The organism is Clostridium sp. (genome assembly GCF_036639235.1).
In the GTDB taxonomy this organism is placed as follows: domain Bacteria; phylum Bacillota; class Clostridia; order Clostridiales; family Caloramatoraceae; genus Clostridium_AB.
In genome coordinates this window covers 20,658-43,504 of record NZ_JAVWJB010000015.1, presented here as the reverse complement: position 1 = coordinate 43,504, position 22,847 = coordinate 20,658, and the positions used below count along the sequence as shown (strand labels likewise).

The following is a 22,847-nucleotide window of genomic DNA, read 5'->3' as shown; positions in this document are numbered from 1 at the left end:
ATCCAATTTGGATATCCCTTTATTTTATAAGTTTCTGTGATATATCTAATTAAAATATAATATATACTATGAATTTAAAAAGGTTACGACACTTAGCTAAATAATAAAAAGTACCACTAGGGTTATCCTAGTGGTACTTTTAGATTTAATAAGTATTCTATATTTTATACGCAGTGTTCATCAGGAAGGTGCATTTCTGGATTTTTACCACTAAAGACTTCCTTCCAGTTAAGCACTATATTAAGTAGTATTGCAGATATACTACAAGTTACAATTCCACTTTCGAATATCATTCGAACGTATTCAGGTAACTGCTGAACTATAGCTGGAACCATTGAAACACCAAGACCTAATGCTATTGAAACACCGGCAACAAGCATATTAGAAGTTTTGCTAAAGTCAACAATTTGTAGGTTTTTAATACCTGATATAGCAACCATACCGAATAGTGCAATCATAGCACCACCAAGTACACAGTTTGGAATTACTGTTGCTATAGCAGCTATTTTAGGTATTGTTCCAAGTACTAAAAGCATGAAGCCTCCACATATAACAACATATCTACTTCTAACCCCTGTTAGAGCTATAAGACCAATGTTTTGTGAGAAAGTAGTATATGGGAATGAGTTAAATATACCACCAGCTACTTGAGCAAGACCTTCAGCACGAAGCCCCTTTGCTATGTCTTTTCCTGTGATTTCTTTTTCACATACAGTTCCTGCTGCGAAGAATACTCCAGTTGATTCAATCATGCTAACAATAGCAACTATACACATAAGCATTATAGGAACAAAGTGGAATTCTGGCATTCCAAAGTAGAATGGAGTAGTTACTCTAAACCAAGGTTCTTGTCCAACAATAGCAAAGTCTACCATACCCATAAAGTATGCAATAGCGGTACCTACTACAATTCCAAGTAGAACTGATATGGACTGCATAAATCCTTTGCAGAACCTATTAACTAGTACTATAAATATAAGAGTAAATAGTCCTAGTATAAGGTTTGGTGCACTACCAAAATCAGGAGCACCTTGTCCACCACCTAGGTTGTTAACTGCAACACCTATAAGTGAAAGTCCAATTACACTTATAATTGATCCGATAACAACTGGTGGGAAGAATTTAAGTAGATGTTCAAAGAAATATGAACATAAAACAACAAAAATACCACTTGCAATTATAGAACCGTAAATTGAACCAATACTAAACTGAGTACCAATAACAATCATAGGACCTACTGCTTGGAATGCACATCCAAGTATAACAGGAAGCTTAATACCAGCCCACTTACCAATACCAATAGCCTGTATTAGTGTAGCTATACCACATGTAAATAAATCAGCAGCAACTAGGTAAGCTATTTGCTCTGGAGTCATTCCAATACCATTACCTACTATCATAGGTATAATAATAACTCCTGCATACATTGCTAGAACCTGTTGAAGTCCTAGAGGAAGAAGTTGATAAAGAGGTAATTTTTCATTTACCTTATCAATTGTTTGAGTTTCCATTTTAAGATACCCCCCTTAAATTAACAGAATAATAAAAATAATAAAAAATTTATAACATTAGTATAGTCCGATGATATTTTATTATCAATGTAATTTAGGAGGTTTTGTAATATTGTAAAAATAACAAAATGAACTGTTCAGTATAAAAAAGTCGTGCTTGAAGGGAAGAAGTTGTACTAGTTAGTACAAAATATTGCTTCAGTTATGAAATATTATTGAATAATAATAAGGAATGTTATAGATTTGACATAAGTAAATACTTTGTAAACGGAATGTGTCGAAAATACATAGTTAATTATTGTAATTAAAAAAGGTGTACAAAAGTACACCTTCATTTTGTGTTATAAAATTTTTAGAAGCTATGCTCATCTGGAAGATGCATCTCTGGGTTAACCCCACTAAATACTTCCTTCCAGTTAAGAGTTATATTTAATACAATTGCAGCTAAACTGCAAGTAACAATTCCACTTTCAAATATCATTTTAGCATAGTCAGGTAAAGTCTGAACAATACCTGGAACCATAGTAACTCCAAGTCCAAGTCCTATTGAAACACCAGCAACTAACATGTTTGATATTTTGCTAAAGTCAACAATTTGAAGATTTTTAATTCCAGACATTGCAACCATACCAAATAGTGCAATCATAGCACCACCAAGTACACAAGTTGGAATAATAGTAGCAAGTGCAGCTACCTTAGGAAGCGTTCCAAGTACCATTAGTATAATACCACCACAAACAACAACATATCTACTTCTAATACCTGTTAAAGCGATAAGACCGATGTTTTGTGAGAAAGTAGTATATGGGAATGCATTGAAGATTCCTCCAAATACCTGTGCAACACCTTCAGCACGAAGACCTTTTGCTATATCTTTCCCTGTCATTTCCTTTTCGCATACAGAACCTGCTGCGAAGAATACACCAGTTGATTCGATCATACTAACTACAGCAACAATACACATAAGTGCTATTGGAACTAGTTTAAATTCAGGCATTCCAAAATAGAAAGGCTGAACCATTCTAAACCATGGTTCATGTGAAATAATTGAAGCATCAACTATACCCATAAATGAACCAACAATTGTTCCAACTATAATTCCTAGCAGTACTGATACAGACTGCATAAATCCTGTGAAGAAGTGGTTTACAAGGATTATAAATACTAATACAAATAGTCCAAGACCTAGGTTTGTAGGACTACCAAAGTCCTTAGCACCAAATCCTCCTCCAAGGTTATTAACAGCAACATTAATTAATGATAAACCAATTACAGTGATAATTGACCCTATAACAACTGGTGGGAAAAATTTTAGTAAATGTTCAAAGAAGTAAGAACATAGAACTACAAATATACCACTTGCTATAATAGCACCGTAGATAGCACCTATACTAAATTTAGTACCGATTACAATCATAGGAGCAACGGCTTGGAATGCACATCCAAGAACAACAGGAAGTTTAACCCCAGCCCAGTTTCCTATACCTACAGCCTGTATTAAAGTAGCAATACCGCATGTAAATAGGTCAGCAGCAACTAAGTAAGCTATCTGCTCTGGAGTCATACCAATTCCTCCACCTACTATCATAGGTACAAGTATAACCCCTGCATACATTGCAAGAACTTGTTGAAGCCCTAGAGGTAGAAGTTGATACATAGGTAATTTCTGATTTACCTTGTCCACTGTTTGAGTTTCCATTTAAAGATACCCCCCTTAAAAAATATTAAATTATAAGTAATAAAATTATTAAATAATTTATTTAAGTATATTTGATAAGTAAGTATATAACAATTAAGGAATAATTAATAAAATTTTAACAAAATATGAATAAGGGGAGATAAAACTAGAAATATAAAGTATGCTGTCGAGTGCTGATATTACTTGTATATATACGCATAAAAAAGGCATAGATTAAAGAAAATAATCTATGCCTAAAACTAACTTATTATTAATATTTTATTTATATTTTATACACAATGCTCATCAGGTAGAACCATTTCTGGGTCTACACCGCTTCTAATTTCGCTCCAGTTAAGGAAGATATTAAGAAGAATAGCTACTATACTTCCTGAAACTATACCGCTTTCAAAGAATAGCTTTAAGCTTTCTGGGAAGAATGCGAACATTTCTGGTGTAATTGAAACTCCAAGTCCTACTGCAATAGAACAAGCTGCAATTAGCATGTTGCTAGTTTTTCCAAAGTCAACAACTGAAAGAGTTTTAACTCCTGATACAGCAACCATACCGAATAGTGCGATCATAGCTCCACCTAGTACACAGTCTGGAATAACTGTTGCGATTGCTGCAAATTTAGGAAGTGTTCCAAGGATCATCATGATTGTAGCAGCTGAGATAACAACGTATCTACTTCTAACTCCTGTTAGTGCTATAAGACCAACGTTTTGTGAGAATGTAGTGTATGGGAATGCGTTAAACACACCACCAAGAACCTGTGCAATACCTTCTGCACGAATACCCTTAACAACATCTTTTTCTTCAATTTCCTTTTCGCAAACCTTACCAGTTGCGAAGAATACTCCAGTTGACTCAATCATACTTACAAGTGAAACTAGACACATTGTAAAGATAGCAGCTGGTACGAATTTAGGGAACCCGAAGTAGAATGGAGTGATAACATTTACCCATGGCTCATGTGCAACTGCATCAAAGTTAACCATTCCAAGTATGTAAGCTACTATTGTACCTGCAATAATACCAAGTAATACTGATATTGTTTGCATGAATCCTTTAAAGTACTTATTAGCGAAAATTATAACTGCAAGTGTAAATAATCCAATACCGATATTTTGTAGACTTCCAAATGTTCCAGCATCCATTGCTTTTTGTCCACCACCTAGGTTATTGAAAGCAACACCTATAAGTGAAAGTCCAATAATTGTTATAATTGAACCAATAACAACTGGTGGGAAGAATTTAAGAAGTTTACCAAAGAAGTAGGCTGCAAATATAACAAATATACCTGATGCTATTATGGAACCATATATAGCACCTATTCCGTAGGAGTTACCTATGGCGATCATAGGACCAACTGCCTGGAATGCACAACCTAAAACAACAGGAAGACGAATACCTGCGAAGTTTCCAACACCTAGTGTTTGAACTAGAGTTGCAATACCACAAGTAAATAGATCAGCTGCAACTAGATATGCAAGCTGTGTAGCATCAAGGCCAATTCCTTGACCAACAATAATAGGAACGATTACAGCACCAGCGTACATTGCAAGTACGTGCTGTAGACCTAGCGGAATAAGCTGCTTTATAGGCAACTTTTCGTTAAGTTTGTCTACGCTTTGCGTTTTCATATTAAGATACCCCCGTTAAAAAAAATTTATAATAAAAAATTATAAACAAAATAAAATAAAATTAAACAATAAAATAAATATTTCGACAAATTGTATATTTTGATTATAAATTAGAGAAAAAACTATGTCAACTGATTTTTTAGAAAATTTGAAAACTTCAATTTAATTATTTTCAAGATAATAAAAAGAGTGGTAATTATTACAGAAAATACATTTAATATTTGCATTATAAGGTTAAAACATTCGTTTTATAAATAATATGTCATATTTGGGTATATATAATGAAGAATTAAATTGATATTTACTAATTTAAGTGGTATCTTTATATAAAATAATTAAAATATAAGGGGTAGACTATAATAGTCCTTGTAAGGTGATGATAATGATGATACAAAATGGGGTTACTATTGAAGACATACTAAAAATGGACTGTCTCAAACAATCTAAATTAGTTGCAGGGTCGGGTGGAGTTTCTAACGTTATTACACAGGTAAATGTAATGGCAGATCCTGATGTACTAAATTGGGTAGACGAAGGAGAGCTTCTTCTTACAACCGCATACTCATTTAAGGCAGACAATATTGAGGAGCAAATCAACTTAATAAAAGAATGTTCTAAGAAAAAGCTAGCTGGAATTGGGATTAAGATATATCCATATCTTAACGGCTTAGCAAAGGAAGTTATTGACCTTGCCAACGAATTAAACTTCCCTATTATAGATCTTTACTATGCAACAGCATTATCAGATATTATAATGCCTATCTTTAGAGAGATATTTACTAAGCAAGCTTATATGCTTCAAAAGATTGAGAGTATACATAAACAAATGACAAACGCAATACTTATGGGGGCAAGTGTTGAGGATATGTCTAACGTTTTATACGACCATCTAAAGAATCCGGTTTTTATTAAGCTTGATTTTCCTGAAAAGAACATATTTGTTGGAGGGGAAGATTCCGACTCTATTAAGGATATGCTTATAAAAAATGCTAGCACATTTAATGATGGAGTATCTAAGGGTAAGGATAAAAATATATACGAAAGTAAAGAATTTATTAGAGGGACATATGTACCAAGAATAGTTATGCCTATATTAATTAAGGGTAATACTTACGGACATATTTTTGCTTGGGGACTAAATTCATCTATACAAACAATTGATATTTCAATAATAGAATCAGCTTCAACAACAATAGCACTTGAGGTGCTTAAGAAGCTTTCGGTTAGAGAAGTTGAAAATAAGTATAGAGCAGAGTTTCTAGATGACTTATTATCGACTCAAGAAAGAAGAAATGAAAAGGCGCTTGAAAGGGCTTCCTTCTTTAATATAGGAATAGAAGATAAATCTTTAATTACATTAATAAGTATTAAAGATGAAGAAAGTAAGAAATCAAATATTTCTAGGGATAGTAAGCAGGAAAGCATTAATAAAATAGCCCACTATATAGAAAAGCTATTTGAGGATCTTAAGCTTACAGCAGTAGTTGCAGGTAAAACGGAAAGTATACTTGCACTTATAACCTATAAAGATGATGTTGATATAAATAACCTAATTAGTAAGTTTACAGTATCTATTAAGGAAATGTTTGAAAGAAGGTTCCAAGGCTTTACTTTTAAAATGGGTATAGGTAGAAGTTATGAGGGGATTCAAAATGCTCATAAGAGTTATAAGGATGCATTAGAAGCAATAACTTCAGGTGAAATTCTTGGGGAAGGTAATATTATATACTTTGAGAATCTTGGTATATACAAGATACTTTGTCAGGAAAACCTTCGTGAGGAAATAGAGAAATTCTATACAATGACTTTAGAACCCCTTGTGGAATATGACTCAAAGAAGTCAACAGAACTTGTTAAGACTTTAGAGGCATACTTTGAACATAACGGTAACCTAAAGAAAATGTCTGATGCGCTATTTACTCACTATAATACAATTCTTTATAGATTAACAAGAATTAAGGAAATAACAGGAGTTAATTTTGAAAATGCTAAGGATAGACTAAACCTTGAAATAGCACTGAAAATCAAAATGCTACTACAAAGATAAAATTAGGCTGCTAACATATGTTAGTAGCCTTTTTTAAAATAATATATTTAATGTAGATATGAGTATGTGAAAATAAATACTATGAAATAATAAAGGGCACCACGCTTAGCGTGATGCCCTTTTGATTTTACTCTTCAATAAGTGCAACGGCACGGATTGGAGAACCAGTTCCCCCTCTAATCTTAAGAGGTAGTCCTAGGTATAGGAATCTTTTATTAACAACTTGATCTAGGTTACATAGATTCTCAGTGTTAGTGATTCCATATTCTCCGCATACTAGGTGACCTGAGAAATCAAGGTCATCTGGTGTTTGGTCGATAGCTGACGCATCAACTCCGATATTAACAACACCTCTTTCAGCTAGCCACTTAGCAGCATCATAGCTTACACCAGTATAGTAGTTCTTATATTCTTCAGTTGGGTAAGTTCTGTTAAAGTGTCCTGTGTACATTAAGAAGATATCTCCTCTTTGAAGTTCTTGTCCTGATTTAGCTATTGCTTCCTCTAGGTCCTTAACTTCGATGTAATCAGGGTATCTAATGTGACTTAGGTCAACACAGATAGCACTTCCCCAGAAGTAGTCAAGTGGCATTTGCTCCATACTTGGTCCGCCTGGCTTGTACTCGATAACAGCATCACTATGAGTTCCGCAATGCTCACTCATTAGGATGTTTCTAGCGTAGAATCCAAGAGTCTTGCTTCCGCTAGCTTTCATGTTTTCTTCTGCAGTTTGGTTTGTCATGAAGAAAGTCTTTTGGTGAATACCGTATAGTGGCATCCCCTCATATATTTCTTGTGAAAGGTCAATAAGTTTTAAAGCCATTATGTAGCCCCCCTATTATATTATATTTTCTTAATCACTATTTTATAGAAGATTAATTGTATTATCTTACTATTAATTATACTACTAAATATCAAAAAGTTCTTTAGTTATAGTAAAAATATTATTTACAAAATTTTTAGTATATTTAATCAGGGAAGTTGGAAAGTATTGAAAAACAACACCTAATAAAGTTATCTAATTCATTATTTACATAAAAAAGGCTAGAAAATTAGTAAGTCAACACAAAACGGTAAAATAAAAAGTTGATTATAAGTAGTTAATTTTGTAGCGATATCACAAACGTAAAAGTCGTATTTTGTGGTATTCTTGAATTGTGAAGTTAGATTGAAAGTATAACTATATGATTATGTATGTATAGAATTTACAAATTATGATTACTTAGGGTTATCATTTTCAATCATATGTGTTAATATAGAAATTGAATTTGTTATGTTAAACAGGTTCAAAACTATATATTGGGTGAGTCTCAAGAAGTTTCCTATCTCTACAGAAATTATTAACCTACATTATGTTTGTTTTGTAGTATACTAAGAGATAGAGAGTACAAGCCTTTTTATCTAGCATAAAAATTTTTTTTATATAAATTTTTAAATTTGGAAGGGGGACCTTAAAATGTCACAAGGAAAGAAGTACATACTAGCTGTACCTAACTTCAGCGAAGGAAGAAGATCAGAAGTTATCGAAGCAGTAGTAGATCAAGTTAGAAACGTAGAAGGAGTTAAGCTTGTAAGCTACGAGCCAGAGCACGACTTCAACAGAACAGTTGTTACTATAATTGGAGAGCCAGCTCCACTAAAGGCTGCGCTTATCAACATGGCGAAGAAGTCAATTGAACTTATCGACATGAGAGAGCAATCAGGATCACACCCAAGAATAGGAGCACAAGATACTATTCCACTATTCCCATTCAGAAACATTGAATTAGAAGAGTGTAAAGAACTTGCTGAAGAAATCGGAGCAGAACTACATGCTGAAACTAAAGTTCCAGTATTCTTCTCAGGAGCTAACGCAAGAAACGAAGATAGAAAAGCACTTGCTTTCATAAGAAAGGGTCAATACGAAGGACTAAGAGACCTTCTTAAGGACGAGTCAAACGCAGATAGAGAAGCTAGAAAGCCAGAACTAAGCGTTGATGGAAAACTTTCAGAAACTGCAGGAGCTACAATTGTTTCAGCTGACCTTGAAGGACTAACAGCTTACAATGTATTCCTAGCAACAGAAGACGTTGCAATCGCTAAGGCAATAGCTAAGGGTGTTAGAGGACCATCAGGTGGATTCTCAACAGTTAGAGCGGTTGGAATTAAGTTCCCAGAAAGAAGCGGAGTAGTTGTTTCAATGAACATGTTCGATTGTGGAGCTACACCACTATACAGAGCTTTCAACTTCATTAAGCAAGAAGCTTCAAGATACGGAGTTGCAGTAACTGGTTCAGAACTAGTTGGACCAATCAAGCTTGACTACGTTCTAAACTCATTCGAGTACGGACTAGCACTTGAAGGATTCAGAAAAGAGCAAATTCTAGAATACCACCTAATGGACTAATTAATTAGTTAAGATTAGGGTAAGTATTTAAAATAGATCGTTAGAAATGTATTAGGAGGCTTTTAAAATGAAAACAGACGTTCAAATAGCTCAAGAAGCTAAAATGAAGCCAATAACAGAAGTGGCTGAGTACCTAGGAATCACAGATGATGAACTAGAACTATACGGAAAATACAAAGCTAAGGTTTCTCTAGATGTACTAGACAGACTAAAGGACAAGGAAGATGCTAAGCTTGTTCTTGTAACAGCTATCAACCCAACTCCAGCTGGAGAAGGAAAGACAACTACAAACGTAGGTCTTTCAATGGGTCTTAACAAGATTGGTAAGAGAACAATAACTGCTCTTAGAGAGCCATCACTAGGACCTTGCTTCGGAGTTAAGGGAGGAGCAGCAGGTGGTGGATACGCACAGGTTGTACCAATGGACGATATTAACCTACACTTTACAGGTGACTTCCATGCTATAACTTCAGCACACAACCTACTTGCAGCACTACTTGATAACCACCTACACCAAGGAAATGCTCTAAACATCAATCCTAAGAAGATTGTTTGGAAGAGAGTTATCGATATGAACGATAGAGCACTAAGAAATATCGTTATCGGTCTTGGTGGAAATGGTGACGGATTTGTAAGACAAGGACAATTCGACATTACAGTTGCTTCAGAAATCATGGCAATCCTTTGCCTTGCAACATCACTTTCTGACCTTAAGGACAGACTATCAAGAATGATCGTTGCTTACTCAAGAGATGGAAAGGCTGTTACAGCTGGAGATCTTGAAGCTACAGGAGCTATGGCACTTCTTCTTAAGGATGCTATAAAGCCAAACCTAGTACAAACACTAGAAAACACACCTGCGTTTATCCACGGTGGACCATTTGCGAACATCGCACACGGATGTAACTCAGTTATGGCAACTAAGGTTGCACTTAAGCTTGCTGATTACGTAGTAACAGAAGGTGGATTCGGAGCTGACCTTGGAGCTGAAAAGTTCTTCGACATTAAGTCAAGATTCGCTGGTCTTAAGCCAAACTGTGTAGTAATCGTTGCTACAGTTAGAGCTCTTAAGATGAACGGTGGAGTTGCTAAGTCAGACCTAGCAGCAGAAAACGTAGATGCAGTTAAATCAGGTGTTGCTAACCTTGAGAGACACATCGAAAACGTTTCAAAATTCGGAGTACCTGCAGTAGTTGCTATCAACAAGTTCCCACTAGATACTGATGCAGAACTAGAAGCTGTAAGAGCTGCTTGTGAAGCTAAGGGTGCAAACGTTGTTCTTTCAGACGTTTGGGCTAACGGTGGAGAAGGTGGAGTTGAAATGGCTAAGAAGGTTGTTGAGATCTGTGAAAAGAACGAAGCAAACTTTGCACCACTATACGACGCTGAACTAAGCATAGTTGAAAAAATCAACAAGATTGCTACAGAAATATACAGAGCTGACGGAGTTGACTTCACAGCTGAGTGTAAGAAGCAAATCGCTGAACTAGAAGGTCTTGGACTAGACAAGATGCCAATTTGTATGGCTAAGACTCAATACTCATTCTCAGATGATCCAACACTACTTGGAGCACCAACAGGATTCAGAATCACTGTAAGAGAAGTTAGAGTATCAGCAGGAGCTGGATTCATTGTAGCTCTAACTGGAAATATCATGACAATGCCAGGACTTCCAAAGGTTCCAGCAGCAAATGGTATGGACATTCTTGAAAGTGGAGAGATTATAGGATTATCATAATCCTATACCTCTTTCATATAAAATTTTTATAACCAAAAAAATTCAAATTTTTAAAATTTGAGGGGGTTTATTTATGAAGTTTGATGTTATTGTAAAAAACGCTAGAATACCTCAAGGACATGCTAATGAAACAGTAGATACTAACATTCTTATTAAGGATGAGAAGATCGCTGGATTCATCGGATGTATCGATGGTATAGACGCTGACACTGTTATTGATGCAGAAGGGAAACTAGTTATCCCAGGATGTATTGACTCACATACTCACTTTATGGATCCAGGATTCAGCCATAGAGAAACTGTTGAATCAGGAACTCAACAAGCAGCTAGAGGTGGTATAACTACAGTTATCGATATGCCTTGCTGTACAGTTCCTTCAGCTAGAAACCTAGAGCAGTTTAACTGGAAAAAAGAATACTGGTCAGAACACGTTCACATTGACTTCGCTCTATGGGGTGGAGTAACTGGTGAGGACGTAAGACTTAAGCAACTTGACGTTGTTAAGGCTCAAGCTGATGCTGGAGCAGTAGCTTTCAAGGTATACATGACACCTTCAGTGCCTACATACCCAAGAGTTACAGATCCAGAACTAGTTGAAATTGCTAAGGCAGTTGCTGAAACTGGTGTATCAATGGGAGTTCACGCAGAAAACTTCGCAATGTGCGATTTCTACGTAAACAAGCTTAAGGAAGAAGGAAGACTAGACGGTCCAGCTTGGGCTGAAGCTAGACTTGAACTTGCTGAAAAGGTTGCTATCGAACTTGGAATAAGCATATCAGAAGCTACTGGTGTTAGATACCACGTAGTTCATATGTCAACTTCAATCGGTGCTAAACTAATCAGACAAGGTAAGATGAGAGGTCTTGATGTTACATCAGAAACATGCCCTCACTACCTAACAATCAACGCTCAAGATGCTATGACTGAGTACCATGCATGTGCTAAGATTGCTCCTCCACTAAGAAGCAAGAAAGACAATGCAGAACTATGGGAAGGTCTTGCAAACGGATCAGTTGACTTTATCGCAACTGACCATGCACCATACAACTTAGAGCTTGAGAAGGTTGGTAGAGATATCTGGACTGCATTCCCAGGAATCCCAGGTGTTGAAACTATGGTAGAAATCATTGTTAACGGATACAATGATGGAAAAATCACTCTTGAGACAATGGTAGACATTCTTTCAAAGAATGCTGCTATCCACTACGGACTATATCCTAAGAAGGGATCAATGCAAGTTGGATCAGATGCTGACCTTACAATCATTGACCTAGACAAGGTATGGACAATAGACAAGGATGATGCTGATTCATACATGCAAAACAAGTACACTCCACTTCAAGGTATTACACTAAAGGGTAGAGTAAACAAGACAATTGTTAGAGGAAACCTAGTATACAATGAAGGTGAAGGAATACTTTCTAAGCCAGGATTTGGACAATGGATTCCAAGACAAAACACAAACAAGCTTGACAGAAAGCTTAAGTTTATTGAATACAAGCCAACAACTTACTAAAATTAGTTTATATATAAGTTAATAATTTATTTCAATAAATTTATTTTTTACAATCGAAAGGGGAAATTACAATGGCAAGATACGGTATATGTGTAATCGACATGCTAAATGACTTTATCGGAGAAAAAGCTCCACTAAGATGTCCAGGTGGGGAGGAAATCGTTCCAAACCTACAAAAACTTTTCAAGTGGGCTAGAGAAAGAATGGACGGAGGAAAAGATGACGTACATCTAATCCACATCCAAGAAGCTCATAGAAAGAACGATGCTGACTTCAGAGTAAGACCAGTACACGCAATCAAGGGAACTTGGGGATCAGATTTCATTAAGGATCTTTACCCAGAAGACAGAACTTGTGAGTACATCGTACCTAAGAGAAGACACAGTGCGTTCCACCACACTGACCTTGACCTATACCTAAGAGAAGAAAACCTAGACACAGTTGTTATAACTGGAGTTTGGACTAACGTTTGCTGTAGATCAACTGCTGCTGATGCACTAGCTATGGCTTACAGAGTTATCACTCTTACAGATGGTAACCACTCAAAGACTCAAGCTCAACACGAGTCAGGTCTAAATGACCTTTCAATCTTCACTAAGCTTATGACAATCGACGAGTTCACAGCTGCTATAGATGCTGGACAAGACGCTTGGGCTGGTGCTGGAGACTGCGATAACAAGGTTAAATAATAAAAATACCTATATAAGGTGAAATAATTGCCTACCCATATGGGTAGGCAATATTTATCTATACAAATATTTGGAAGCTTTCAGAAAGAGAGGAAGAACCATGAAAATTATAGTTGGAGTTTCAGGCGGAAGTGGAGCAATCTACGGCGTGGCTCTTTTGAAAGTGTTAAAAGAACTAGGAATAGAAACGCATCTTGTAGTTTCAACACTTGGAGAACATGTTGTTGAACATGAGTGTGGAATAACTTTAGATGAGCTAAAGAAGCTTGCCACTTATTATCATGATAACAAGGATCTTGCAGCTTCAATTGCAAGTGGATCATTTAAGACAGATGCAATGGTTATTGTTCCATGTTCTATGAAAACAGTAGCATCAGTTGCATATGGACTTTCAGATAATCTACTTACAAGAGCCGCAGATGTTATCATTAAAGAAAACAGAAAGTTGATTGTAGTTCCAAGGGAAAGCCCATTAAGCACAATTCACTTAGAGAATATGCTTAAACTTTCAAAACTTGGTGTTACAGTTCTTCCGCCATCACCAGGCTTTTATTCACAGCCTGAGTCAATAAGTGATATTGTTGCACTTATTGTTGGTAGAATTCTTGATCAATTAGGTATTGAGCATAATCTACTTAAAAGATGGGGAGAAGACGCTTAGGAAGGAGGAACACAATGGAAACTCAAATGTTAAGAGCTACGATGGCTAAACTTCAAGAGCTTGGTCAAATTGAAGTTTGTTCAGCACCAGTAGATCCTAAATTTGAATTAGGAGCTGTACTTAAGCACTTTGATAACCAATTACCGATATTATTTAACAACGTTAAGGGATACGATATGCCTGTACTAGGTGGGCTTTATGGGAATAGAGATCTATACCATAAGCTAACTGATACTAACCGTGAGGGTAGAATCATGAAGTACATGAACGCTATTGCTGATCCAAAACCAACTAAAATATTATCAAATGGACCTATAATGGAGAACATTATAACTAGAAATATAGACATAACAAGAATGCTTCCTGCACCAACATCACATGGTAAGGACAATGGAGCCTTCTTAACTGCAGGTATGTTCATAGTTAGAGATCCTGAAACAGGATACACACATATGGCTGTACGTAGATTCCAGGTTAATGGACCTACTAACATATGTGCTCTAATCTCAGGACATTCACCAGCACTTAGAGAGCAATTTGCTGAATTTGAAAAAATCAACAAACCTCTTGAGTGTGCAGTAGTGCTTGGATATGATGCTACATACCTATTAGCATCACAGATTGGTTCAAGAAGATATGGTCTTGATAAGCACCAAGTTGACTCAGCTTTAAGAGGTGAGCCACTAGAGCTTGTTAAGTGTCATACTGTTGACCTTGAAGTTCCAGCATATGCTGAAATGGTACTAGAGGGAGTTCTTGTTCCTAACAAGAGAGAAATCGAAGGACCTTTCGGTGAACTTATGGGATACTATGGATTCGTTGCACCAAACCCAGTTATGGAAGTTAAGTGCATAATGCATAGAAACAACCCAGTATTCCAACATGCATTCCCTTGTAGAGAAGAGCATTTAGCTAACGGACTTATAAGAGAAGTTGAGCTATATGCTGCACTTAAGAACATGGTAAACGTACAAGACGTAAACATCACTATTGGTGGTGGATGTAGACTTCACGCTATCGTGTCAATTAAGAAGGTTAAAGAGGGAGATGGAAAGGCTGCTATACTTGCTGCTCTAGGTAGCTGCTACGACATTAAACACGTAGTTATAGTAGACGAAGACATTGATATCTATGACCCAAGCAGTGTTGAACTTGCTCTATCATCAAGAGTTCAAGCATCACAAGACGTTGTTATAGTTCCAGGAGCTAATGGTTCAGGACTAGAAGCATCACACGTTTACCGTGGTGTATCAGACAAAATGGGAATCGATGCTACAAAGCCACTTAATGATCCAGAAAATTACTTCGAAATGGCAGTAATTCCAGGATTCGAAAATGGTGTAGATATCGAAAAGTATTTCCCAGGCATGAAAAAATAATAAGGGTGGTAAATTATTATGAAGCAAGCTATAGGAATAGTTGAAACTAAAAGCTTAGTAGCTGCTATCCAAGCTTCAGATACTATGGTAAAAGCTGCTGACGTACATGTTGCTGATTTCAACTATGTTGGATCAGGAATCGTTGCAGTTATAGTATCAGGAGAGGTTGCTGCTGTTACTGCAGCTGTTGAAAGTGCGCAAGAAACTGTATCAGGAATTGCACAGATTATTTCAGCGACTGTAATAGCTAGACCTCATGATGAAGTTGATAAAATGATTAATCAGTAGTCGATGGTGGTGAAATTATGGCAGATATAATTGGACTAACAATGTATAAGAACATTGTAGGAAAACCAGAAAATGCAAACAATAACTCTGCTACTTCTTCTGTAAAGAATGTTTCAAACCTTAATTCAAAGGAAGAAAGCATGCTTGTTGGACTTTTAAATAAGTCACAGAGCTTAAGTAGCTACACATCATCTGCTCCTAAATCTGCTTACTCTACATCATCATGTGGTGCAGTAGGTAAGAAGGTTACGTTAAGCGAGATGATAAAACCAGCTATGAATAATGTTGAGGTTAAAGCTGAAACTAAATCAGCTTCAGCATCAGATATTTTAAGTAGTATGGCAAGACCAGTTGAAGCGTCAAAGCCTCAACTTGGACAAAAGGTTGATATTCAAAGCCTAATTGGAGGAATTAAGACTCCAAAGGCAGCAAATTCAGCTTATGATATGAAAAAGAGTACTACAGTTACACTTAACGAATTAGTAGCTAAGTGTAAAAAGAGCGAAGATGCTCCTGTAGCAACTACAGTAAAGGCAGAAACTGGAGTAAAGAAGAGTGTGATAGGAAACTCTATGGGAATAGACAGTCTAATCCCTAAGATTTCACTTAACTCAATTGGTAAAAGCAACTCCTTTTTCAAGTAAGATGTAGGAGGAAATAACATTGAGACAAGCTCTAGGTGTAATAGAAGTTATAGGACTAGGCGGTGCTATCACTGCTCTAGATGCTGCTTGTAAGGCAGCAGACGTAACTCTTGTTGGATACGACAAGGTTATCGGAGTTAACAAGGCTATCAGTGTTGTAGTAAACGTTGCTGGTGAAGTTGCGGCTGTTAAGGCTGCAGTTGAAGCAGGAGCTGCTGCTGCAAGCAGAGTGTCTACAGTAGTATCATCACATGTACTAGCTAGACCACACGAAGAACTAGATATGCTACTTAACGAGTTCTCAAAGAACTTAAAAAAAAAAATAGTTAATGAAGAAACTCCAGTAGTGGAGGAAGCTTCAGCTGCTATAGAAGAGGAAGCTACAACTGAAGAATCAGATAGCAAATCTTCTAAGAAAAAAGGCGGAAAATAATAGATAACCACGAAATTGTGGTATAATTAATAAACCAAATGAATATTTGTTTTTATTTTAAGGAGGTATATTATTATGGCAACAGGACAAGCTTTAGGAATGATCGAAACTAAGGGACTAACAGCTGCAATCGAAGCTGCAGACGCAATGGTAAAGGCTGCTAACGTAAATCTAGTAGGATACGAAAAAATCGGATTTGGACTAGTAGCAGTTATGGTTAGAGGAGATGTAGGAGCTGTTAAGGCTGCAACAGATGCTGGTGCAGAAGCTGCTAGATCAGTTGGAGAGCTACACGCTGTTCACGTAATTCCAAGACCACACTCAGAAGTTGAAAGAGTAATTCTTAAGTCTGAATAATTCTTTATATTACTTATGCTGCTAAGGCGATGCCTTAGCAGTGTAATCTAAAGAGGTAAGGAATAATGAATAAAAATAAACAAACTATGGATATCCTAAACAGGTTATCAATTAAAATAACACAGGGACAATATCCAGGAATGCCAGCGGCAGTAGCATCATCTTCTAATAGTTCTACATTAGCTAGCCAAATTCCTATGAATAATGGGAAAAAGTTACTAATGGTTATTACAGGATGTGATACTGGTATAGATGAATCTATAGCAGAAGCGAAGAAGCTTAAGGACCTTGGATATATTCTAGATATAGCTTTATCAGAAAGTGCTGAAAGTCTATTTATAGATAAAGTTCAGGGGATTAATCCTCATAAACTTTATACAGCAGCTGATAAGAATATTTATCTTGAGATGATTGAGGAAGCTGATGCTGTAATAGTACCAGTTACAACTCAAAATACTGCTATAAAGTTATCACTTGGACTACAAGATAGCTTTATTTCTATGCTACTTTGGCAAACACTGTGGCAAGGAAAAACTCTTTTTATGAATATGGATAACCTAACAGTACATAGAGGCATGGAGCCTAAGAGCAAAATGCTTTTACAAATGATGTCAGGTTACTGTGATAAGCTTAAGAGACTAGGGGTTAAACCTATAGCTACTCTTAACTTAGCATCTAAAATCCATAGCAGTTTTGCAACTACTGGAAGTTCAGTTGAAGCCGCAACAGGTACTGCTATTGAGAGAACTGTTATTACTGAAAAGGACATTCTTAAGATAGCTAAGGGAGATACACTAACTGTTCATCCAAGAACAATAGTAACTTCTCTTGCACATGAAGCAGCTAGAAACCTTGAAATCAAAATAGTTAAGCAAAACGTATAAGGAGATAAGCTATGCATATAGGAAAAGTAATCGGAAACGTTGTAGCAACAAGAAAAGATGAAACACTAACAGGAAGTAAGCTTATGCTTACTCAACCACTTGATATAGACTTAAAGCCTAATGGAGACCCACTTATTATGGTTGATACAGTAGGAGCTGGAATTGGTGAAGTAATAATGTACTCAACAGGAACAGCTTCAAGAAATGCTGCAGAAAAGCCAGATGCTGCTATTGATGCAGCTATAATTGGGATAATTGACTACATTGATGTTGATAAAAGCAGCATAGTAGGAGATAACAGCTCTATTAAGAAGTAATTGAAGGAGGCACATATCATGTTAAACATGAAGTCAATTAAAGAAGCTATTGAATATAGAAAAATGATTGATGTTCTTATGGGTGACAAAGATCATGCGGACATCGTTCTATACCATGGTAATGTAATTAACGTTATCACTAAGGAAATATATGTAGCAGACGTAGCTATCAAAGGAAAGTACATCCTAGTAGTAGGAGATGCTTCAAAACTAGTTGGACCTAATACTGTTGTTGTAGATGTTCAAGGAAAATACATCTCACCAGGATTTATGGATTCACACATGCACTTTGAGAGCTCAATGCTTACAGTAACAGAATTCTCAAGACTATCAATTCCATCAGGAACTACAACTCTTGTTGCAGACCCACATGAAATTGGTAACTCACTAGGACCAATAGGAATGAAGGCTATGGCTGATGAGTGTTCAGTTGTACCAAACCACGTACAACTTCAAGTACCAGCACTAGTTCCAGACTGTCCAACTCTTGAAACTGCATCATACGATGTAACTTCAAAGGACATGGAAGACCTTCTAAACTACCCTAACATTCTAGGAATCGGAGAGCTTCAAGGATTCAGTAACGCTATGCACGTTTACAACAACACTCCTGAAGTTATTGACGATCTTGTAGCATCAACTCAATATGCTAAGTCACTTGGAAAGCCAGTAGACGGAAACGCTCCTGACCTATTCGGATGCGACCTAGCTGCTCACATTATCGCTTGTGGTGGTAAGTGCTCATGTCACGAAACTACTAAGAAAGACGAATGTGTTGAGAAGATCAGACAAGGTGTTTACGTATTCATGAGAGAAGGATCAACTCAAAGAAACATGGCTGAATGTATTAAGGCTGTAACTGAAGAAGGACTAGACTCAAGAAGACTTATCCTAGCTTCAGACGATATGGTTGCTGAGGACCTTGAAAAGAAGGGACACATGAACGATATCGTAGCTAGAACAATCAGAGAAGGTGTTAACCCTGTTGAAGCTATCCAAATGGTTACAATTAACCCTGCAACTTACTGGGGCTTCCAAGACAGAGGAGCACTTCTTCCAGGATCACTTGCTGATATCGCTATCATCAGTGACCTTAACAACATGGTTGTTGACGCTGTATTCATCGAAGGTAAGCTAGTTGCTGCTGAAGGAAAGCTTCTTATTGATCTTCCTAAGTACACTTACCCAGACGAAGTTAAGAACTCAGTTAAGATTTCTCCAGTTTCAGAGAAGGATCTTGAAATAACTGCAAACGGTTCAAGCGCTACAGTAAGAGCTATGCAAGTTATTCCAGACCAAAACCTAACTGGTAAGCTTGAGTTTAACGTAAGAGTTAACAATGGAGTAGTTGGAGCTGACATGAACCAAGACTGTCTACCAATCTGCTGTATTGAAAGATACGGAAGAACTGGAAACATCGGTCATGCATTCATCAATGGATTCGGTCTTAAGACTGGTGCATTTGCTGAGTCAATTGCCCACGACACTCACAATATCCTAGTTGTAGGTACAAACTACAAGGATATGATGATTGCTGTTAACAGAGTAATCGAAATGAAGGGTGGAATCGCAGTTGCTAACAACGGTAGAGTAATTGACGAACTAGCTCTTCCAGTTGGTGGTCTAATCACTGACGAATTAAACGGATTCGAAGTATCAGCTAAGATCGGTCAACTAGAAGCTCTAGTTAAGAACGAACTAGGATGTAAGATACATGCACCATTCATGCACCTTTCATTCGTTGGTCTTTCAACTTCACCAGATTGGAAGATTACTGACTTCGGTCTAATCGACGTTAACAACTTCAAGGTTCTACCTGCTGTTGTTGAATAAGATTAATTAGGCATTTGCCTTTTATATAAAGCCACAGGATTATCCTGTGGCTTTTTTATTATACTAAAATAGAATATTTATAGAAAAAACCCTAAAATAGCTTCTAATAAAGAAGTATTTTGTCAAATTATGAATATATATTGTATGGGTACGAAATAAATATTATATAATAGTGATAATATTTCTCATAATTTACTTTTTAACAATTTTGATTTTTAGTATAAATAGTTGTATTATTAACTTAACAAAGGGAGGTACACAGTACCAAGTAAGTGGTAGCTGGACTCAAAAATTTTTATTAACTAATGTTTGAATATTAAGAATATAATTATGTAACATATATAAGAGATACAAAAGGAGGAATACATATGGGTAAGTACAATGATAAAGTTGTCATAGTAACAGGTGGAGGACAAGGAATCGGATACGGAATTGCCACTGCATTTGCAAAGGAAGGAGCTAATGTAGTTATTACAGGAAGAACTCAAGCTAAGCTTGATAAGGTGAAGGAAGACTTTGAAAAAGATTACGGAGTTAAGGTTTTAGCTGTTGTAGCTGACGGAGGACGTGAGGATGACGTTAAGTCATGTATAGATAAGACTGTTAAGGAATTTGGTAGAATTGACGTTGTTGTTAATAATGCACAGGTTTCAGCATCAGGAGTTATGCTAGAAAATCACACTAAGGAAGATTTTGACTTAGCTATTATGTCAGGACTATACGCAGCCTTTTATTATATGAGGGAAGCTCTTCCACATCTTAAGGAAACAAAGGGCTCAGTTATTAACTTTGCATCAGGGGCAGGATTATTCGGTAAGCTTGGACAATCATCATATGCAGCAGCTAAGGAAGGGATTCGTGGAATGTCTAGAGTTGCAGCAGCAGAGTGGGGACCATATGGAGTTAATGTTAATGTAATATGCCCACTAGCTATGACAGAGGGTCTTATGAAGTGGAAAGAAGAATATCCTGATGTTTACGAAAAAACAATAGGAAACATTCCAATGGGAAGATTTGCAGACCCTGAAACTGATATTGGAAGACTATGTGTATTCCTAGGATCTGAGGATGCAGCCTATATTACAGGAGAATCAATTACTGTACAAGGTGGAAGTGGACTTAGACCATAAAAATTTAATATGATAAATTTAGGGTTAAGACTTATGTCTTAATCCTTTTTTTAGTTTATAATGTAAATATTAATTAGGTTGGGGGGATAAATTATGAAAGGTGTTATATTCGATCTTGATGGAACATTAATAGATTCATCAAGCGCATGGTTAACTCTTGCATCAGGATATTTAAAGTTTAAGGGTATAACCCCTGTAGATAATGTGGATGAAATACTTAAAAAAGCTTCACTTGAGGAGGGAGCAGAGTATTTCATATTGAATTATGGCTTTAAATTAAGTGTAGATGAGATTATTTCAGATATTAATATGTATATGAAATCTAAATACGAAAATGAATTTAGCTTAAAAGATGGAGCAGATGAATACATTAATTATTTGAAAAGTAGTGGAATAAAGATATCACTTGCAACTATGACAACTAGAGCTCTTGCAGAAAAGGTATTAAGTAGACATAATATACTAGGGTTATTTGAGTATATTAATACTTGTAGTGAAGTTGGGTTTAGTAAAAATCACCCCAATGTATATCTAAAGTGCTGCACTGATATGAACCTTGATGTAAGTGACGTGGTAGTATTTGAGGATTCCCTTCCCTGTATTAAAGTAGCTAAAAAAGCAGGGTTTTATGTTGTTGGGATAAAGGATATTGATAAGGGTAATGAGAAGCTAATTAAAGAAGCAGTAGATAAGTACATAAAATCATTTAAAGATATGATGTAAAAAAGGCAGCGTAAGCTGCCTTTAGACTTGTTAGAAAGTAAATATCCTGTTATAAAATCCTAGTTTTATTTGCTAAGTATTTCAACCCCAGTTTCAGTTATAAGAATCATATGTTCCCACTGTGCAGATAGACCACCGTCTTCTGTAAATACAGTCCACTCATCATCCTCATCTATAACTACTTCATAGCTACCTTCATTAATCATAGGTTCTATGGTAAATACCATCCCTGGAACTAGTATCATATCCTCACCAGGATTTCCAAAGTGGGGAACAAAGGGCTCTTCATGGAACTGAAGTCCTATTCCATGTCCTCCAAAGTCACGAACTACAGAATATCCTTTGCTCTCAGCATAGCTTTGTACAGCATAGGATATATCACCTAAGAATCCCCAAGGCTTAGCAGCTTCGATTCCCTTAAGTAGTGCTTCCTTAGCTGTGTTTACAAGGTGAACAGCATGTTCTTCAGCTTCACCAATAATAAACATTCTTGATGCATCTGAGTAATACCCATTATATATAGTAGATACATCTACATTAAGAATGTCTCCATCCTTAAGTATAATCTTCTCATGTGGAATACCATGGCATATTTCATCGTTAAGAGATGTGCAAACACTCTTAGGGTAGCCTTGATAATTTAAAGGAGCAGGAATAGCACCCTGAGTTGTTGTATAGTCATAAACTATCTTATCTATGTCAGCAGTACTCATACCAGCCTTAATATGCTTTGCCACCTCATCAAGTACAGCATTATTAATAGCAGCACTTGCTTTTATTCCCTCTATTTGTGCAGGGGTCTTTATAATATCCCTATCTGGCACTGTATGACCTTCAAGCTTAAGAGCCTCTAGTCTTTGTTCCATATCCATGTGACACTTTTTATACTTCTTGCCACTACCACACCAACAATCATCATTTCTGTTCATATTTATTCCTCCTAACAGTAGGTTATAAATTATACTATTTACATTTTAACAATAATGA

General features: G+C 36.4%; 21 protein-coding genes. 16 read left to right on the top strand and 5 right to left on the bottom strand.

The window, feature by feature from the left end; genetic code table 11:
* Positions 1-164 precede the first annotated feature (164 nt).
* The 3 genes from RR539_RS05835 to RR539_RS05825 all read right to left on the bottom strand — a co-directional run bounded on the left by RR539_RS05835 (position 165) and on the right by RR539_RS05825 (position 4,835).
* The gene (locus RR539_RS05835) at positions 165-1,511 is read right to left on the bottom strand and encodes a nucleobase:cation symporter-2 family protein (RefSeq protein ID WP_332473582.1); all 1,347 of its coding nucleotides are present in this window, start codon (positions 1,509-1,511) and stop codon (positions 165-167) included.
* Positions 1,512-1,863: 352 nt separating this feature from the next.
* Complete coding sequence (locus tag RR539_RS05830) at positions 1,864-3,210, bottom strand: nucleobase:cation symporter-2 family protein (protein ID WP_332473581.1); 1,347 nt, start codon at positions 3,208-3,210, stop codon at positions 1,864-1,866.
* Positions 3,211-3,479: 269 nt separating this feature from the next.
* Positions 3,480-4,835: a nucleobase:cation symporter-2 family protein gene (locus RR539_RS05825; RefSeq protein WP_332473580.1), complete on the bottom strand. Its 1,356-nt coding sequence runs from the start codon at positions 4,833-4,835 to the stop codon at positions 3,480-3,482.
* A 382-nt stretch (positions 4,836-5,217) separates the two neighbouring features.
* Here RR539_RS05825 and RR539_RS05820 point away from each other — a divergent pair, with 382 nt between their 5' ends.
* Positions 5,218-6,882: a PucR family transcriptional regulator gene (locus RR539_RS05820; RefSeq protein WP_332473579.1), complete on the top strand. Its 1,665-nt coding sequence runs from the start codon at positions 5,218-5,220 to the stop codon at positions 6,880-6,882.
* A gap of 127 nt (positions 6,883-7,009) precedes the next feature.
* On the opposite strand, the gene RR539_RS05815 is transcribed toward RR539_RS05820, so the two are convergent.
* The gene (locus tag RR539_RS05815) at positions 7,010-7,705 is read right to left on the bottom strand and encodes a cyclase family protein (RefSeq protein WP_332473578.1); all 696 of its coding nucleotides are present in this window, start codon (positions 7,703-7,705) and stop codon (positions 7,010-7,012) included.
* Positions 7,706-8,338: 633 nt separating this feature from the next.
* On the opposite strand from RR539_RS05815, the gene ftcD reads away from it, so the two are divergent.
* From ftcD to RR539_RS05740, 15 genes are all read left to right on the top strand, one after another.
* Positions 8,339-9,268, top strand: coding sequence for a glutamate formimidoyltransferase (gene ftcD, locus RR539_RS05810; protein WP_332473577.1), 930 nt, complete (start codon positions 8,339-8,341; stop codon positions 9,266-9,268).
* 67 nt (positions 9,269-9,335) lie between these two features.
* Positions 9,336-11,006 (top strand): formate--tetrahydrofolate ligase, encoded by a 1,671-nt coding sequence (locus tag RR539_RS05805; protein ID WP_332483441.1) that lies wholly within the window; start codon positions 9,336-9,338, stop codon positions 11,004-11,006.
* A 73-nt stretch (positions 11,007-11,079) separates the two neighbouring features.
* Positions 11,080-12,522, top strand: coding sequence for a dihydroorotase (locus tag RR539_RS05800; protein ID WP_332473575.1), 1,443 nt, complete (start codon positions 11,080-11,082; stop codon positions 12,520-12,522).
* Between the two features lie 71 nt (positions 12,523-12,593).
* Entirely contained in the window at positions 12,594-13,211 is a 618-nt protein-coding gene (locus tag RR539_RS05795; RefSeq protein ID WP_332473574.1) for a cysteine hydrolase family protein, read from the top strand.
* Between the two features lie 100 nt (positions 13,212-13,311).
* Complete coding sequence (locus RR539_RS05790) at positions 13,312-13,872, top strand: UbiX family flavin prenyltransferase (RefSeq protein WP_332473573.1); 561 nt, start codon at positions 13,312-13,314, stop codon at positions 13,870-13,872.
* Positions 13,873-13,886: 14 nt separating this feature from the next.
* On the top strand, positions 13,887-15,251 hold the full coding sequence (locus tag RR539_RS05785; RefSeq protein WP_332473572.1) for a UbiD family decarboxylase: 1,365 nt from the start codon (positions 13,887-13,889) through the stop codon (positions 15,249-15,251).
* Between the two features lie 18 nt (positions 15,252-15,269).
* Positions 15,270-15,539 carry a BMC domain-containing protein gene (locus RR539_RS05780; protein ID WP_332483442.1) on the top strand — a complete coding sequence of 90 codons (270 nt, stop codon included), beginning with the start codon at positions 15,270-15,272 and terminating at the stop codon, positions 15,537-15,539.
* A 17-nt stretch (positions 15,540-15,556) separates the two neighbouring features.
* Complete coding sequence (locus tag RR539_RS05775) at positions 15,557-16,183, top strand: hypothetical protein (protein WP_332473570.1); 627 nt, start codon at positions 15,557-15,559, stop codon at positions 16,181-16,183.
* Positions 16,184-16,202: 19 nt separating this feature from the next.
* A complete protein-coding gene (locus tag RR539_RS05770; RefSeq protein WP_332473569.1) occupies positions 16,203-16,616 on the top strand; it encodes a BMC domain-containing protein in 414 nt (137 codons plus the stop codon).
* A gap of 75 nt (positions 16,617-16,691) precedes the next feature.
* Entirely contained in the window at positions 16,692-16,973 is a 282-nt protein-coding gene (gene pduA / locus RR539_RS05765; RefSeq protein WP_332473568.1) for a propanediol utilization microcompartment protein PduA, read from the top strand.
* A gap of 65 nt (positions 16,974-17,038) precedes the next feature.
* On the top strand, positions 17,039-17,857 hold the full coding sequence (locus RR539_RS05760) for a flavoprotein (RefSeq protein ID WP_332473567.1): 819 nt from the start codon (positions 17,039-17,041) through the stop codon (positions 17,855-17,857).
* 11 nt (positions 17,858-17,868) lie between these two features.
* Positions 17,869-18,174 carry a EutN/CcmL family microcompartment protein gene (locus tag RR539_RS05755; protein ID WP_332473566.1) on the top strand — a complete coding sequence of 102 codons (306 nt, stop codon included), beginning with the start codon at positions 17,869-17,871 and terminating at the stop codon, positions 18,172-18,174.
* An 18-nt stretch (positions 18,175-18,192) separates the two neighbouring features.
* Positions 18,193-20,007, top strand: coding sequence for an adenine deaminase (locus RR539_RS05750; protein ID WP_332473565.1), 1,815 nt, complete (start codon positions 18,193-18,195; stop codon positions 20,005-20,007).
* A 368-nt stretch (positions 20,008-20,375) separates the two neighbouring features.
* Positions 20,376-21,137: an SDR family NAD(P)-dependent oxidoreductase gene (locus RR539_RS05745; protein ID WP_332473564.1), complete on the top strand. Its 762-nt coding sequence runs from the start codon at positions 20,376-20,378 to the stop codon at positions 21,135-21,137.
* 93 nt (positions 21,138-21,230) lie between these two features.
* Positions 21,231-21,860, top strand: coding sequence for an HAD family hydrolase (locus RR539_RS05740; RefSeq protein WP_332473563.1), 630 nt, complete (start codon positions 21,231-21,233; stop codon positions 21,858-21,860).
* Positions 21,861-21,925: 65 nt separating this feature from the next.
* Here the strand turns inward: RR539_RS05740 and RR539_RS05735 are convergent, their stop codons facing one another.
* On the bottom strand, positions 21,926-22,795 hold the full coding sequence (locus RR539_RS05735) for a methionyl aminopeptidase (RefSeq protein WP_332473583.1): 870 nt from the start codon (positions 22,793-22,795) through the stop codon (positions 21,926-21,928).
* Positions 22,796-22,847 lie beyond the last annotated feature (52 nt).

What these genes read in the sequence shown, in the direction of transcription:
- RR539_RS05835 (WP_332473582.1), bottom strand. Translation starts at nt 1,511, where the DNA reads ATGGAAACTCAAACAATTGATAAGGTAAATGAAAAATTACCTCTTTAT.
- RR539_RS05830 (WP_332473581.1), bottom strand. Translation starts at nt 3,210, where the DNA reads ATGGAAACTCAAACAGTGGACAAGGTAAATCAGAAATTACCTATGTAT.
- RR539_RS05825 (WP_332473580.1), bottom strand. Translation starts at nt 4,835, where the DNA reads ATGAAAACGCAAAGCGTAGACAAACTTAACGAAAAGTTGCCTATAAAG.
- RR539_RS05820 (WP_332473579.1), top strand. Translation starts at nt 5,218, where the DNA reads ATGATGATACAAAATGGGGTTACTATTGAAGACATACTAAAAATGGAC.
- RR539_RS05815 (WP_332473578.1), bottom strand. Translation starts at nt 7,705, where the DNA reads ATGGCTTTAAAACTTATTGACCTTTCACAAGAAATATATGAGGGGATG.
- ftcD (WP_332473577.1), top strand. Translation starts at nt 8,339, where the DNA reads ATGTCACAAGGAAAGAAGTACATACTAGCTGTACCTAACTTCAGCGAA.
- RR539_RS05805 (WP_332483441.1), top strand. Translation starts at nt 9,336, where the DNA reads ATGAAAACAGACGTTCAAATAGCTCAAGAAGCTAAAATGAAGCCAATA.
- RR539_RS05800 (WP_332473575.1), top strand. Translation starts at nt 11,080, where the DNA reads ATGAAGTTTGATGTTATTGTAAAAAACGCTAGAATACCTCAAGGACAT.
- RR539_RS05795 (WP_332473574.1), top strand. Translation starts at nt 12,594, where the DNA reads ATGGCAAGATACGGTATATGTGTAATCGACATGCTAAATGACTTTATC.
- RR539_RS05790 (WP_332473573.1), top strand. Translation starts at nt 13,312, where the DNA reads ATGAAAATTATAGTTGGAGTTTCAGGCGGAAGTGGAGCAATCTACGGC.
- RR539_RS05785 (WP_332473572.1), top strand. Translation starts at nt 13,887, where the DNA reads ATGGAAACTCAAATGTTAAGAGCTACGATGGCTAAACTTCAAGAGCTT.
- RR539_RS05780 (WP_332483442.1), top strand. Translation starts at nt 15,270, where the DNA reads ATGAAGCAAGCTATAGGAATAGTTGAAACTAAAAGCTTAGTAGCTGCT.
- RR539_RS05775 (WP_332473570.1), top strand. Translation starts at nt 15,557, where the DNA reads ATGGCAGATATAATTGGACTAACAATGTATAAGAACATTGTAGGAAAA.
- pduA (WP_332473568.1), top strand. Translation starts at nt 16,692, where the DNA reads ATGGCAACAGGACAAGCTTTAGGAATGATCGAAACTAAGGGACTAACA.
- RR539_RS05760 (WP_332473567.1), top strand. Translation starts at nt 17,039, where the DNA reads ATGAATAAAAATAAACAAACTATGGATATCCTAAACAGGTTATCAATT.
- RR539_RS05755 (WP_332473566.1), top strand. Translation starts at nt 17,869, where the DNA reads ATGCATATAGGAAAAGTAATCGGAAACGTTGTAGCAACAAGAAAAGAT.
- RR539_RS05750 (WP_332473565.1), top strand. Translation starts at nt 18,193, where the DNA reads ATGTTAAACATGAAGTCAATTAAAGAAGCTATTGAATATAGAAAAATG.
- RR539_RS05745 (WP_332473564.1), top strand. Translation starts at nt 20,376, where the DNA reads ATGGGTAAGTACAATGATAAAGTTGTCATAGTAACAGGTGGAGGACAA.
- RR539_RS05740 (WP_332473563.1), top strand. Translation starts at nt 21,231, where the DNA reads ATGAAAGGTGTTATATTCGATCTTGATGGAACATTAATAGATTCATCA.